The 12927-nt window shown below is 39.8% G+C and carries 14 protein-coding genes; 8 read left to right on the forward strand and 6 right to left on the reverse strand.

The window, feature by feature from the left end:
• Positions 1 to 727 precede the first annotated feature (727 nt).
• The 3 genes from QL984_RS13195 to QL984_RS13205 are packed head-to-tail and all read left to right on the forward strand — an operon-like array spanning position 728 to position 2996.
• Positions 728 to 1072, forward strand: a complete 345-nt coding sequence (locus QL984_RS13195; protein WP_033103215.1) for a hypothetical protein — start codon at positions 728 to 730, stop codon at positions 1070 to 1072.
• Positions 1069 to 2658 carry a PepSY-associated TM helix domain-containing protein gene (locus QL984_RS13200; protein ID WP_036955507.1) on the forward strand — a complete coding sequence of 530 codons (1590 nt, stop codon included), beginning with the start codon at positions 1069 to 1071 and terminating at the stop codon, positions 2656 to 2658. Before QL984_RS13195 ends, QL984_RS13200 begins: the two co-directional genes overlap by 4 nt.
• Positions 2655 to 2996 carry a DUF3325 domain-containing protein gene (locus tag QL984_RS13205; RefSeq protein ID WP_016899981.1) on the forward strand — a complete coding sequence of 114 codons (342 nt, stop codon included), beginning with the start codon at positions 2655 to 2657 and terminating at the stop codon, positions 2994 to 2996. The genes QL984_RS13200 and QL984_RS13205 overlap by 4 nt, the downstream gene beginning before the upstream one ends.
• Positions 2997 to 3203: 207 nt before the next feature.
• On the opposite strand, the gene QL984_RS13210 is transcribed toward QL984_RS13205, so the two are convergent.
• Complete coding sequence (locus QL984_RS13210; protein ID WP_036955505.1) at positions 3204 to 3737, reverse strand: lipocalin family protein; 534 nt, start codon at positions 3735 to 3737, stop codon at positions 3204 to 3206.
• Between the two features lie 68 nt (positions 3738 to 3805).
• Between QL984_RS13210 and QL984_RS13215 the strand changes: the two genes are divergently transcribed.
• Positions 3806 to 4261 (forward strand): YaiI/YqxD family protein, encoded by a 456-nt coding sequence (locus tag QL984_RS13215; protein ID WP_028834651.1) that lies wholly within the window; start codon positions 3806 to 3808, stop codon positions 4259 to 4261.
• A 1-nt stretch (position 4262) separates the two neighbouring features.
• Entirely contained in the window at positions 4263 to 4799 is a 537-nt protein-coding gene (locus QL984_RS13220) for a hypothetical protein (RefSeq protein ID WP_036955502.1), read from the forward strand.
• 14 nt (positions 4800 to 4813) lie between these two features.
• On the opposite strand, the gene QL984_RS13225 is transcribed toward QL984_RS13220, so the two are convergent.
• A complete protein-coding gene (locus QL984_RS13225) occupies positions 4814 to 5458 on the reverse strand; it encodes a LysE family translocator (RefSeq protein WP_036955500.1) in 645 nt (214 codons plus the stop codon).
• 114 nt (positions 5459 to 5572) lie between these two features.
• On the opposite strand from QL984_RS13225, the gene QL984_RS13230 reads away from it, so the two are divergent.
• The 3 genes from QL984_RS13230 (at position 5573) to QL984_RS13240 (ending at position 6918) form a co-directional block, all read left to right on the forward strand.
• Entirely contained in the window at positions 5573 to 6025 is a 453-nt protein-coding gene (locus QL984_RS13230) for an Lrp/AsnC family transcriptional regulator (protein WP_013462814.1), read from the forward strand.
• Between the two features lie 289 nt (positions 6026 to 6314).
• A complete protein-coding gene (locus tag QL984_RS13235; protein WP_008463923.1) occupies positions 6315 to 6524 on the forward strand; it encodes a cold-shock protein in 210 nt (69 codons plus the stop codon).
• Positions 6525 to 6708: 184 nt separating this feature from the next.
• On the forward strand, positions 6709 to 6918 hold the full coding sequence (locus QL984_RS13240) for a cold-shock protein (protein WP_007377377.1): 210 nt from the start codon (positions 6709 to 6711) through the stop codon (positions 6916 to 6918).
• A 102-nt stretch (positions 6919 to 7020) separates the two neighbouring features.
• On the opposite strand, the gene QL984_RS13245 is transcribed toward QL984_RS13240, so the two are convergent.
• The 4 genes from QL984_RS13245 to QL984_RS13260 all read right to left on the reverse strand — a co-directional run bounded on the left by QL984_RS13245 (position 7021) and on the right by QL984_RS13260 (position 12884).
• Positions 7021 to 7677, reverse strand: coding sequence for a class I SAM-dependent methyltransferase (locus QL984_RS13245; protein ID WP_016899984.1), 657 nt, complete (start codon positions 7675 to 7677; stop codon positions 7021 to 7023).
• 9 nt (positions 7678 to 7686) lie between these two features.
• A complete protein-coding gene (locus QL984_RS13250; RefSeq protein ID WP_138764618.1) occupies positions 7687 to 11337 on the reverse strand; it encodes an SbcC/MukB-like Walker B domain-containing protein in 3651 nt (1216 codons plus the stop codon).
• Positions 11334 to 12581, reverse strand: a complete 1248-nt coding sequence (locus QL984_RS13255) for an exonuclease SbcCD subunit D C-terminal domain-containing protein (protein ID WP_036955494.1) — start codon at positions 12579 to 12581, stop codon at positions 11334 to 11336. The genes QL984_RS13250 and QL984_RS13255 overlap by 4 nt, the downstream gene beginning before the upstream one ends.
• A gap of 66 nt (positions 12582 to 12647) precedes the next feature.
• Positions 12648 to 12884 carry a hypothetical protein gene (locus tag QL984_RS13260; protein ID WP_013462818.1) on the reverse strand — a complete coding sequence of 79 codons (237 nt, stop codon included), beginning with the start codon at positions 12882 to 12884 and terminating at the stop codon, positions 12648 to 12650.
• Between the last annotated feature and the right edge of the window lie 43 nt (positions 12885 to 12927).

Genomic DNA, 12927 nt, shown 5'->3' on the forward strand with positions numbered 1-12927 from the left:
TATAAACTATTTTTAATCTTTCATAACCACTTTGTAGTTTTTTATGGCAGTCGCTCTGTGCTTAAGCGGTGAAATAAAGTGACTGCAACATCTATGCGAAATGTTTATTTTTTGAGCATAATTTACGCGTTGTATCTCTATTGTTACCTTCCCAGTTAAAATCATTACGGATTAAACTGCATTTATCAAAGATCAGATTTTTACTAACATGTCGGTTTAAAAGTATAAAATTTAATTTTCCAAGCCTGTTTTTTCATCGTTTTGATTGTTTTTTAGCTTTCTTTGGTAATAAGTTAGTAAAAAATCGGTTTATGCCAGCGGTATTTTATGCCTTGTTGGTAAAATACTGATCCAGTGTTATTTGAGAGAAATTTATAGCTTAAAAGGTCTCTAATTATTAGCTTCTTATATCAAAATTACCTGTTAAGGCTATGGAAAAACTTATTAAATACAGTGCTTTATTTAACTTTTAATTTCATACACGGACGTGTGTTTACTGTGTCTTTATGTATTTAGCCGGTAACAGCAACGCATCCAGAGCAAGCATTCACTTAGATAGGTTATTTTATAGCTGACTTTTAATCTTTATATAGATCACTATTTAACTAACTCAATTAAATGCCTATTGCTGCATTCAAATACAAATAAGAATTACTATCTTTTGTATTTGTTGGCGTTATAATATCGCCATCTTTTTTTAGCTATGTTTAAAAGGAATTTGCAGTTTATGCAGGCCTCCAACCGTCTTTTAGACTTTCCCAAACCCGTTTTTTCTATGTTATGGCAATTTATGCAGCGCTTTAGCTATGAATTAGCGGTTTTATCGCGTTTTTTTATTGCTATTGTTGGCGGGTATTTTTTTACAGCCGTTAGTGTGTCGCTATTAAGTGCAGTAGTGCCTGTGCCTAAAGTTGACGCGGTTTTGCTTAGTGTGTCTGCGAGTATTTTAATTTATGCCCTAGTGTTTATTTATAGCTTTTATATTCATTCATTAAAAACTGTTTGGATCAGTATTTTACTAAGTATTGCAGCGCAACTTGTCGTGTTATCGCTATTGAAGGGATGGTTATGAAAGGGAGTTTTTTTCGTTCAATGACGTGGTTACATACATGGGTGGGTTTGCTCGTGTGTTGGTTACTGTATTTAATATTTTTTGCAGGCACTATTAGCTTTTTTAGAGATGAAGTGAGCTTATGGAATCAGCCAAGTGTCCATAATATTGAGCAGCAGGCAGATCGTATTGGCGCGCAAAAACAACAAATCGTGTCGGGTGTTGAGTATTTATATGCGCAAGCACCTAATGCGCCTAATTGGCGTATAACGCTTCCTGAGGAGCGTATACCTTATTTAACGTATGGTTATGCAAAACCAAAAGAGCCTGGACAACGCAGAGCGCAGTTTGAAAATGCCCGTTTAAATCCAAATACCATGCAGCCTTTAGCACCCTTTGTAGATACTCGAGGGGGTAATTTCTTTTATCGCCTGCATTTTGATTTGCATTATATTGATGTAAAAACGGCGCGTTGGATTGTCTGCTTTGCTAGTTTATTTATGCTCATTGCGTTGATATCTGGCGTCGTTATTCACAAACGTATTTTTAAAGATATGTTTGTTTTTAGAGCTAATAAAGGCAGCCGTAGCTGGTTAGATGTGCATAATTTAAGTTCGGTATTTGCCTTACCGTTTCATTTAATGATTACTTATACGGGCATTATTACCCTGATATTTATGATTTTCCCCTACCCCGCGCAAACCGTTTATGAGGATGGAATACGAGGCTTTTTTAATGATGTTTCGCCAAGTAGTTCTGCAACAGAGTCGTTGCAAGGCACTGCACCGTTAGTGCCTATCAATACTGTTTTGGATCAGGTTTATACTAAGTGGCCAGAGGCTGATATAACTCGGGTGATTATAAATAAGCCGAATAAGGCCGCTGCGACTATTATGGTTTTGGTCAGTCCTGGAAAAACATTAAGGGATCAAGCACCGCGTTTGATATTTAGTGGAGCGAGTGGTGAGCTTGTTGCTCAAACTGATGATGAACTCACCGGCAGTAAAGCGCTGTATGAGTCACTAAATTCAATGCATACTGGGCGTTTAGCAGAGCCATTATTACGTGTTTTATACTTTTTAGGCGGCATTGCTGGCTGCATAATGATAGCCACGGGCTGTATTATGTGGGCGAAGCGTATTCGGGAGCGAATGAAAAAAAATGCTCAGCCATCATGGGGTTTAAAACTCGTCGAAGCGCTTAATTTAGGAACTTTAATGGGGTTACCCTTGGCAACGTCTGCGTTCTTTTTAGCAAACCGATTAATCAGCACACGCGCAATGGAGCGCGCGGATAAAGAGATACTTGCCTTCTTTTTAACTTGGCTGTGTGTACTTATTATCGCTTTTGTAAAGCGTGACAAGTTGCAGTGGTGTGTTATGGCTGCCATAAACAGCATTGCTTGTTTTAGTGTGCCTGTGGTTAATGCGCTAACAACACAAGGGAATATAATCAGTTATTTACGTAATGAACAGTGGGCTTTATTTATGTTTGATAGTCTCTTTTTACTGTTTGGTTTGCTGTTTTTGTTACAAACCGAAAAATTACGTACTACGCTGCAAGCTAAAAAACCTAGTCCGATAAACACTCAGGAGCAAAAAGTATGATGGCATTGCTCCCTTTTAGTTTATGTTTGGTGGCTTTTAACTGCTTTGCACTGGCTAAGTTTAATCATTTCAAGGATGTTTTTAACAAGCGCCCTACTGATCAGCAGCGTTTAATTTTATTGAGTGTTGCTTGGATCAGTATTTTACTAAGTTTACTGCTTTGTGTTAGCGAATTACACGGCTATGGCGCTCTACAGTTTTGCGGGTTTATGTCGTTAAGTGCTTTAATTATAATGATTTTTTATAGTTTTTTAGTCAATTTAACTAAGCTTTTTAACTTGCTTGTATTATTGATATTAGCCACGAGTACGTTATTTTTTGGTTTAAATGGGCTTTAGTTAGTAAAAACCTGATCCCAAAGAATAGGCTAAATTGAGGTAAAAAAATGGCAAGCCATCAGGCTTGCCAATAAAAAAGGGGGATTGTCATTATGTCTTGTACTTGCCTGTCTCTTTGCAAGTGAGGCTAATATAGCCCCTCTTTATTTAGTTTACCTTACAGTAAGGTGAACGTTTTATTACAACCTAGGGGCATGTAAACCCCCTTTACAGCGATTTTTGATTTACCCAAATAATCTCATCTGTTGCAAAACCAAGCGTTTTTACTTGGCTTAAAAAGTGCTGCTTGAGCTCTTTACTCACTGTAGGTGTTCTCGATAAAAACCATAAGTAATCTTTGCTATAACTGGTAATAAAGGCATATTGATAATCAGGTTGGTCGAGCTCAAAAATAATATAGGCACCATAAAACGGGCCAAAAAATGACACTTTAAAATGCCCTGTATCGGCGTTTTCTACAAATTTAGCTAAGCCTTCAGCTTCGTCCCATTTTTGTTCTTTACTAATAAACCCTTTGTTTAATATCTTTACCGTTCCATCATCGTTAATTGAATAAGTGGCTGTTACTTGCTCCATTCCTTGTTCAAAAGAGTGGTCTAATCGTGCTATTTCATACCACTTGCCTTGGTATTTCTCTAAATCAAAGTTTTTAACAGGGGTTATTCCTTCGGGTGCGCTGGTACAGGCACTGAGTAAAAACACGGTGGTAATAAATAATGCGGTTTTAAAAGCGAGTTTCATGTTGTTTCCTTTTCTTTAGAAATTGCTATAGGATCGCCTTAATACTAAAGCAATTTAAAGAACTTAGCATGAAAATTTGGGTTGATGCTGACGCTTGTCCGGTGGTAATAAAAGAAATTTTATTTAGAGCCGCAGAGCGTACGCAAACAGAAACTATACTGGTTGCAAATCATGCCATGCGAATCCCACCGTCAAAATTTATTAGCCGACTACAAGTGTCATCGGGCTTTGATGTGGCTGATGATGAAATAGTAAAACGGATTGAAAAAGGCGATTTAGTGATCACAGGAGATATTCCACTGGCAAGTGAAGTGATTGATAATGGCGGCCAAGCACTTAATCCGCGCGGTGAGCTTTACACCACTGAAAACATTCGTTCATTACTAAATGTACGCGATTTTATGGATACTATGCGCTCAAGTGGTGTAGAAATGAGTGGTGGGCCGCCTCCATTAAGCCAAAGTGACAGACAAAACTTTGCTAACAATCTTGATCGTATTTTAGCGCAAAATAAGAGCAATTAAGGTGAGCAGCCAGTTAATAGGGTTAGGTGATGACTCATTCAGTGTTGCTGTGTATGTAGCAAAAGCGCCCCCTATGCCTTACTTTGAAACACTTGCGCAGCTAGAGCCAGTAGTTAGTGGGCAAATAAATAGCATAAACCAGCACTGTGGCAATGGCTGGCGAAAAGTTTTTAATGTGTACGCCAAAGTGTTATTTACGCTGCCAAGCGAGTATTACTCATTTGCTAAACAAGCAGTGAGTTGGCAAGCATATCGAGATGAGCTGTTGTTACAGCAGCATAGCGGGACTGCATTACTCTTTAGTGCGCCGGTGCTTACTGAGCATAAAAATCAATTGCACATTATAGCTGGGCGAACTCACGCTAAAAACTTGATACAACAAGGTAAGTTAAACGCCCAACTTGATTGGCTTGATGATGAGTTTGCTATAGATAAAAGCCAGAATATTATTGTATGCCCCTATTTTGATTATAGGCAGCTGAGTAATATTAAAATTGCCCGTTTGAGTGAATTAGTGGCTCAGTTGCGAATAATCTAAGCCACTTTCGTTTTTTAGGTAAGTGTTACGCTCAGTGTGTTAGCGCTATCAACTAGCATGAGCGAGCCCAAAATAAATAGGATGCAGGCCGATGCACGGCCAAATTTTAGTGAGAGCGCCGGATTATTGCTGAGGATTTTTCTGGCACTTACCCCTATTAACCAATATACCAGCGCACAGCCAACTAAATGAATAATGCTAAGTACCAGCAATTGTTCAGTAATAGAAAATGACAGTGTTGGTAAAACAAACTGCGGCAATAAGGCTAAAAATAACAGCATCACTTTGGGATTCAAGCCACTAATTATAAAGCCCTTTCTCATCCACTTTAGAGGCGTGTCTGAGGTGTGTTCTTGGCCATCGTTATAGGCTGCAGGCATTGGAGGAAATCGGTACAGTGATACGGCAATCCAAATTATGTACAAAGCACCAAATAAGGTTAACAGCTTTATAAACATGGCATGCGATGCTAATAACGCGCCTAACCCTATCACCACAATCAAACTAGCCATTAAATGCCCAAGTATTAACCCCGCTACTGCAGGAATGATTTTATCACCCGCTATACCTGCACTGATTGTATAAGCCCAATCGGCACCGGGGGTAAGTACAAACAAGATTGATACCAGCCAAAAAGAAAAAATAATATTAATATCCATACATATCCATGCACTAAAACCCAAAATAAGTGAGCTGCTATTTTATTTCTTTCTGATGAGTAAAAGTTACTGTATTTTACTGATATAAGCGTTCATTTTAGGAAATAATCAACTATGGATACCATAGATAGGAAAATTCTTGCTGAGTTGCAAGTTGATGGCAGGCTCACCCTCTCTGAATTGGCTGATCGTGTTGGGTTAAGCGTGTCACCTTGTCATCGTCGTGTAAAAGAGCTTGAGAAAAGCAAAGCAATTGTTGGCTACAGAACTGAAATATCACCTGAAAAAGTGGGTTTAAACTTTTCTGCGTTAGTATTTATTACTATTAAAGAAGGTGATAAAGCGTCGTTAAGCAAATTAGAGCAAGCAGTCGATGCTATCCCTCAGATCACCAATGCACAACGCTTATTTGGCACCCCTGATTACCTGTTACATGTTGTAACTAAAGATTTAGCCGCGTTTCAGCAACTCTACGATGACAAGCTATCAGCCTTACCGGGTGTACAACGTTTAACCTCAACCATTGTGATGAAAGATATTGTAAGAGCGCGTAACTTGCACTTTTAACAGGTTATGTTTTACACGAAGTTTAAAAAGTTAAACCGATGACGCTGCAAAGCCTATGGCAGCGGGCTTTGCCTAAATAGGTAAAAATAAAGTGTAAATAAAGCTTGTTATAAAGTGTATTGCTGTTATTCTGCTTGCCATCGGGTTGATAGAAAGCCCTGTTTATTTGTAAGTACCTCGTTGTTATTAGTAATAATCCTTCGCGATATCCTCAAGTTAAATGTTTGTTTTCTTCCTGTTAAACGCCTATTTTAAGGCAAATTTTTTATTATTTTTTTAGGATATTATTATGTCTAATACAACTACTGGTACAGTAAAATTTTTCAATGAAGCAAAAGGTTTTGGTTTTATTGAGCAAGAATCTGGCGCTGACGTTTTCGCACATTTCAGTGCTATCTCTGGCGACGGTTTCAAAACATTAGCCGAAGGCCAAAAAGTACAGTTTACTGTAACGCAAGGTCAAAAAGGCCCGCAAGCTGAAAACATCGTTTGCATCTAAATAGTTTTAATTGATGGGTTAGTGTTAACCCATCAATATTTATAAGTTTGAAAGAAGTTTTGTTTTATTTGTTAGTACCCCGTTGTTTTAGTAATAATCCTACGCGATATCCTCAAGTTAACTATTTTTTCGGCTCAATCGCCTCTTTTCAGGCACACTTTAATTAATTTTTAGGATACATATTATGTCTAATACAACTACTGGTTCAGTAAAATGGTTTAACGAAGCAAAAGGTTTTGGTTTTATCGAGCAAGAATCTGGCGCAGACGTTTTCGCACATTTCAGTGCTATCTCTGGCGACGGTTTTAAAACGCTAGCTGAAGGCCAACGTGTACAGTTTACTGTTACTCAAGGTCAAAAAGGCCCGCAAGCTGAAAACATCGTTTGCATCTAATTATAGAGGGAGTGGGCTTTAAAGCGCACTCACTCCGCTTAAACTAGTGTTAAGCAATAAAGCTAATATCATTATGATATTAGCTTTTTTTTTGACAAAAATTTATACAACGTAACCGCTAAAGCCAAGTGCTTTAAAATAAAGCTTTGGAATACCAAATCCACATTCATTCAGTAGTTCACTAAAGCGCATACGATCTAGGGGGTAAAACTCTCTTTCGAGGTTATGCCCCATTTGAGTTTTGCCAGCTTCAGTTAAGCCTAATTGAGCACAGGTGTTTAATTGTGACTCACGCTCAAATGTTGTTTCTGGGCGCATTAAATCAGCAATGTAAAGATTCGCTCCTTTTTTAAGGTTAGTTTTAATGCTTTTAAGAATTTGTTTTTTGTCGCCGTTATCTTCTACAAAATGCATCACCAGTAAACATAATACGGCGTCTGCTTTCGCTTTTACTTTATCAACTGGGCTACATTCAATAGTGACACGGCTATCAATACCTTGCTCTGCAAAGCGCTGTTTTGCAATATCGAGCATATCACTGGAGGTGTCTTGGGCAGTAAACTGCCATTTAGGATTTATTTGTGCTAATGCTAATACTTCCTTACCTGTGCCGGCACCAATCACTAAAATGTGTGCATCGTCGCTTAACGTGGTTTGCAGTTGTGCATTGGTTAGTTGATGAAGTAGCTCATAGCCTGGGACTAAACGGGTAATGCGGTTATCATATTCTTGTGCTTCTTCGCCTTTGAAAGTGGGCATGCTGTCTCCTTAAATTACGTTTATGGTGGAGTATCCACCCGGTTTTTTAGCGACATGAATTTGCGTAGCAACGCGTTCGCTCATTTCACTTACATGTGAAATTACACCGACCTTTCTACCTTGCGCTTGCAATGAATCTAGCGCGTCCATGGCAATACTGAGTGTTTCACTATCTAGTGTTCCAAAGCCCTCGTCAACAAATAACGAGTTAATTTGCACTTTGTTCGAAGATAGTGAGGCAAGTCCCAGTGCTAATGCCAACGACACTAAAAACGATTCACCGCCAGATAGCGTATTGACCGAGCGTTGTTCATCGGCCATATCGCGGTCGATAATGGCTATATCAAGTGACTCAGCAATTGCAGTGAGCTCATAACGCTTGTTAAGGGTTTTTAAATGGCTATTAGCATAATGCAGCAATATTTTGAGTGTTTGTGTTTGCGCTAAATTACGCATTGTTTTACCTGTGGCATCACCTAGTACTTTATTAAGTAAATGCCATTGGTCAACCTGTTGCTTGAGCTGGCTCAGTTCAGCTTGTTTGCCCTCAAGCGCTTTTGCATTTTGGTTGTGCTGCTCAATCGCGGTGTTGATGGTGAGTAAGCTATTTTGCAATTGTGTTTGCTGGGTATTTAAGTGGTTTTGTTGCTCAATTAGCTGTGCTTCGCTTTGCGTTGGCTGATTATTTTGTTGATGCTTTTCATTAGCTTGTTGCTGTTGCTTTAACGCGGCACTGGCATCAACGACTGCTTGCGATAGTTGCTCGCCTTGTTTTAACTGAGTTTTAATATCGTCGTTGCTGATAGTTAGTAAAAATGTGACTTGCTCATGACTGATATCGCCATGAAGGGTGTTAAATTCTTTAAACCAGTCGTTGTAACGCGTTTCAAGCATCACTAATTCTTGGTGGTTATCTGCCAGACGATGCTCAAGGTTTTTAAGCGTGATGGCGTGTTCATCGCGCTGTTTTACGGCGCTGTCGTATGCTTGTTGGCTGGCACTTAATTGGCTTTGGCAGTGCTCTAGCTGTGCTGACAGTTTAGCTTGGTAGTCATCGGCGCTAATAGTTTGGTTATCAAACAAGGCTAAGCGCTGTTGCTGCGTATTATTGTGCTGTTGCTGTGTTTGGGTTAATTCTTCATTGAGCGTGTTAACTCGCTGCTCTGCTTTGGTTATAAGCGGTGTTAGTTGTTGTAACTGTACATTGGCGCTGTCGAATTGTTTTTGACTTTGTTCAAGCCGTGCTTGGATTTGCTGATATTGTTCTACCTGCTGAGCTAAATCGCTAAGCGGTAACGAGCCTGCTTGCAATGCGTGCCAAAAATCACTGTGTTCAAAATGTAAATTGAGCTCTTTTATAAGCGCTTCGTTTTGAGTTGCTAGTTCATCGCATTTGTTATTAAGCTGAGATTGCTGATTGCTCAGCTCAACATGCTGTGTGTTTAATTGTTGCTGTGTCGCTTGTTCTTTTTTAACTGTGCTTTGCAGCTGGTTAACAGTTTCTTGCAAATTACTGAGCTTTTTTTGCGCCGAAAAATACTGTGTTTTTTGTTCACTTAATTGCTTATAAGTTTCATCAAGCTGCTCAACTGTTAACTCATTAAGCTCGGTTTTAGCCGCTTGCATGGTATTTTTAATTTCCAGCATTTTGGCTTGTGCATCACTAATGGCTTGGCTGTACTGAGCATGCTCTGCCACCAAAACCGCGTGTTGTGTTTGGTGCTGATGAAGCTGTGTTTGAGCATCTTGGTGTTGCTGCTTTTCGTTATTATATGCATTTTCAAAGTCGGTTATTAGGTTTGTAAAAGGTTGGCTTTGATTGCTCGCGAACGGGTGCTCTGTAGCCCCACAAACGGCACACGACTCATTTGGAACCAGTTGTGCGCGTAAATGCTCAACATGCTCACTGGCACGAAGCCTCGCTTGATTAAGCGCTTGCTCTGCGTGTTTAAGTGCCTGCTCTTTGCTGGTTAAATGCGTAAGCAGCGTAGTTTTAGAATGTTCACTGTGGCTGAGCTTTTCTGCCACATCACGTTGCTGTTGCACCGTGTGTTTTAATTCTTGGTTAAACTGCTTATAGCGTGTGCGCTGATCTTTTAAATAATCAATGTTTTTAAGCTTAACGTCGCATTGTTCAATGTTAAATTGAGCGTGCTGCTGGTTTAGCTTATTTAGGCTTTGCTGCTGCGTTGTAAGCGTTTGCTCTGCTTGTTCGAGTTGTTTATTTTGCTCGCTAAGTTTTGCTGTGAGTATTGTTTGTTGCTCTGCGTGAGCCTGAGCTTGCTGCTGGGTTGTTTTTAGTTGTGTCTGAGTATTAAAAAACTGCTTAAAACTATGATGAAAATAGTTCCAATCAGTTGCCAATGGCTTTAATTGACTCTGCTCGTTCAACCAGTGCTGATGCCCTGTGATTTGAGTTGTGGCTTGCTCTGCACTTATTTTGTTTTGTTGTAGCTGCTGTTGTAAATCACTTAATTGTTGCTGCTCTTTGGCGCTTTGTTGAGTCAGACTTTTTATAGTTTGGTTATATATTGCTAATTGGCTGTCGAGCTCTCGCGCTTTTGCAATCAGAGGCTCTGCTGTTAGCTTTTGTTGTTTTGCTGTATCTAATTCGTTTTGCTGTTTTTTAACGTTACTTGCTTGCTCGGTGATCAGCGAGTTGTGATCAAGCTCGTTTAATTGTTTTATTTGTGTATTTAACTGGCTATTTTGTGCTGTTAAGCTTTCACAGCGCTGGCGGTTATCTTTAATTTCAAGCGCACTTTGCGCTTGTTTCGCTTGCTCCGTTTGCGCTTTAACAGCATTGAGTGCGGCATGTGCTTGTTGCTCGTTTTGCTGAGCATTTTTTAATGTCAGCTCCAAGCTATGTGCTTGCTTATACCAATTAACGCCTTGCTCTGTCGTTGCTAAAGTTGTTTTAGTGTGTTCAATTTGTTGTTTTAAATCAGCCAGCGTTTGTTGTTTTTCACTCAGCTCATCGTCAGACAATAACGTATAACTGGCTAAACTTGCCGTTAGTAATTCAAATTTATCTTTAATAGCTTTGTTGCGCTCAAATATACGCTGCCCTATTCGACTAAATTTATCGGTGCCAGTCAGGCACTCTAAAAGCTGCGCGCGCTCATCGCCAGTGGCTTTTAAAAAGGCGGCAAACTCATGTTGTGCTAGTAACACCGCACGCGAGAACTGCTCAAAGGTCAAACCTATTTTATTTTCTATGGCTTTTAAGGTGCCACTTTTGTCAGCAATTAAGGTTTCATCGGGTAGGCTATGTAAAGTATGTTCGGCCACTTTAAGTTTGCCGGTTACTTTTTTATGCGTACGTTGAATACTATAACGTGCTCTGTAAAGCTGTTGGTCTTGGCCACTAAAATCTACTTCGGCGTACCCTTCCCATTTGCCACGGCGCAATAAATTCCGGGCATCGTTAAGCTTAATGTTATCGCCATTAAAATCAATTAGGTTACCTTTATCGCCTTTCAAACGCGCAGTTTTAGTATAAAGTGCTAAGCAGATAGCATCGAGTACGGTGCTTTTTCCTGCGCCGGTGTCACCTGTAATGGCAAAGAGGCCTGCGTCTTTGAGTGGTGAGGCTAAAAAGTCGATTTCGGCATCGGCAATAGAGGCTAAATTATGAATACGAACAGCCGTTATTTTCATAGCAGTTGCTCCTGTTCAAGTTCTTCAATTACGTCGGTTAACAGTGCTTTTAATTCATTGGGCACGGTCGCTGCGGCCATATCTTTATCATTATTAAATGCTTGTTCGAGTAAGCTAATTGGGTTGAGCATTTCAACAAAGCTTAAATCTTCAAATACCGTTTCTGAGGAATTACTCATTTGCTGGTCACGAACTCGCTCTATGCCACAAAAATTAACCTGTTTTCCTTTAAGTGCTTGCTCGATTTGTTCTCGAAAGGTGGTATCGATATCACTTGATTTAAGTTTTACTCGCAAGTAAGGAGCAATGTCGTATTGCTCTGTATCGAGTGCTTTTATTTGCTCACACAGCTGCGCTAAAGGCACACATTCTCCTTCAGGAAGTACAATGACTTCAGCTAAGCGCGGAATGTAAAGGGGGTTTACAGTGGTGTTTAACGGTTGGTTTTTTTGCTCGCTAAATTCAACCACATTTACTTGATGGGTATACTTTCTTTCTGAAAACGACATTGGAATAGGCGTGCCGCTGTAACGTATTTGCTCATTTTTAGCTACTAGTTGTGCTTTATGTAAGTGGCCTAGTGCGACGTAATTGGCTTGCTTACCAAATACCGACGCTGAAATAGCTTCTTCACCGCCAATGACCAAATTACGTTCAGAGTCACCGGAAATATTACCGCCTTTTGCATGCAAATGACCCATAACAATTAAAGGCGTATTTTCAGCGTTAAGTGTTAGCGCATGTTCAAGAGCAAGTTCATAGGCTTTTGCAACGCCCTGTGCGTAACTGGGGCCATTTTCGGTTTGGCTAAGCGTGCTAATGTCACTGGTGCGTAAAAAAGGCATAGCGAGTACCACAGCGCGTTTATCATCGTTATTAATCGTTATTACAACGTCACTGGGTTTAGCAGGATCAAACCGCCCTACCACATGAGTATCAAACTGGGCTAATAAGGGTTGTGCAGCCAAAATACGATTAGCGGAGTCATGATTACCCGCAATAATAACAACGTGTAATTGTGGGCACTGGGCTTTGGCGTTTTTTATAAATTGATAGAGTTGGTTTTCGGCGCTAGCACTCGGTGTGGCAGTATGATAAATGTCACCTGCAACAAGCAATAAATCGATTTGTTGGTTAACGAGGGTGGTTAACAGCCAAGAGAAAAAAGCATGGTGTTCATGACGGCGATCATGTTCATAAAATTGCTGACCTAGGTGCCAGTCTGAAGTGTGAAGAACTTTCATTTTGCGCTCTTAAAAAACCATAAGAGCGCCAATATACCCAAGGCAATTAAAGATGCAAGTATCGCTTTAGGTTAAAGTATACCAAGCTATAAAAATAACGGGCAAAGCAGCGAGCGCGATTGTTAAAGGCCACTTTAATGCTTTGGCTTTTTTAGCTTGTAATACTTGCAGTGCATTAGTTTCATTACAAGCAGCGACTTTATCAATATACAGATAACCCGAGTTTATATACTGCTTACAATTTTGCACGTCTGCTGGTATTGCAATTAGTTTTTGCTGCTTTTTTAGGACATAAAAATCCATAAACTCACCACACTTGTTACGACTAGTTAGAACAAAAAATATT

The sequence above is a fragment of the Pseudoalteromonas sp. APC 3495 genome, from assembly GCF_030407645.1.
GTDB lineage: Bacteria > Pseudomonadota > Gammaproteobacteria > Enterobacterales > Alteromonadaceae > Pseudoalteromonas > Pseudoalteromonas tetraodonis.

What these genes read in the sequence shown, in the direction of transcription:
- QL984_RS13195 (WP_033103215.1), top strand. Translation starts at nt 728, where the DNA reads ATGCAGGCCTCCAACCGTCTTTTAGACTTTCCCAAACCCGTTTTTTCT.
- QL984_RS13200 (WP_036955507.1), top strand. Translation starts at nt 1,069, where the DNA reads ATGAAAGGGAGTTTTTTTCGTTCAATGACGTGGTTACATACATGGGTG.
- QL984_RS13205 (WP_016899981.1), top strand. Translation starts at nt 2,655, where the DNA reads ATGATGGCATTGCTCCCTTTTAGTTTATGTTTGGTGGCTTTTAACTGC.
- QL984_RS13210 (WP_036955505.1), bottom strand. Translation starts at nt 3,737, where the DNA reads ATGAAACTCGCTTTTAAAACCGCATTATTTATTACCACCGTGTTTTTA.
- QL984_RS13215 (WP_028834651.1), top strand. Translation starts at nt 3,806, where the DNA reads ATGAAAATTTGGGTTGATGCTGACGCTTGTCCGGTGGTAATAAAAGAA.
- QL984_RS13225 (WP_036955500.1), bottom strand. Translation starts at nt 5,458, where the DNA reads ATGGATATTAATATTATTTTTTCTTTTTGGCTGGTATCAATCTTGTTT.
- QL984_RS13230 (WP_013462814.1), top strand. Translation starts at nt 5,573, where the DNA reads ATGGATACCATAGATAGGAAAATTCTTGCTGAGTTGCAAGTTGATGGC.
- QL984_RS13235 (WP_008463923.1), top strand. Translation starts at nt 6,315, where the DNA reads ATGTCTAATACAACTACTGGTACAGTAAAATTTTTCAATGAAGCAAAA.
- QL984_RS13240 (WP_007377377.1), top strand. Translation starts at nt 6,709, where the DNA reads ATGTCTAATACAACTACTGGTTCAGTAAAATGGTTTAACGAAGCAAAA.
- QL984_RS13245 (WP_016899984.1), bottom strand. Translation starts at nt 7,677, where the DNA reads ATGCCCACTTTCAAAGGCGAAGAAGCACAAGAATATGATAACCGCATT.
- QL984_RS13250 (WP_138764618.1), bottom strand. Translation starts at nt 11,337, where the DNA reads ATGAAAATAACGGCTGTTCGTATTCATAATTTAGCCTCTATTGCCGAT.
- QL984_RS13255 (WP_036955494.1), bottom strand. Translation starts at nt 12,581, where the DNA reads ATGAAAGTTCTTCACACTTCAGACTGGCACCTAGGTCAGCAATTTTAT.
- QL984_RS13260 (WP_013462818.1), bottom strand. Translation starts at nt 12,884, where the DNA reads ATGGATTTTTATGTCCTAAAAAAGCAGCAAAAACTAATTGCAATACCA.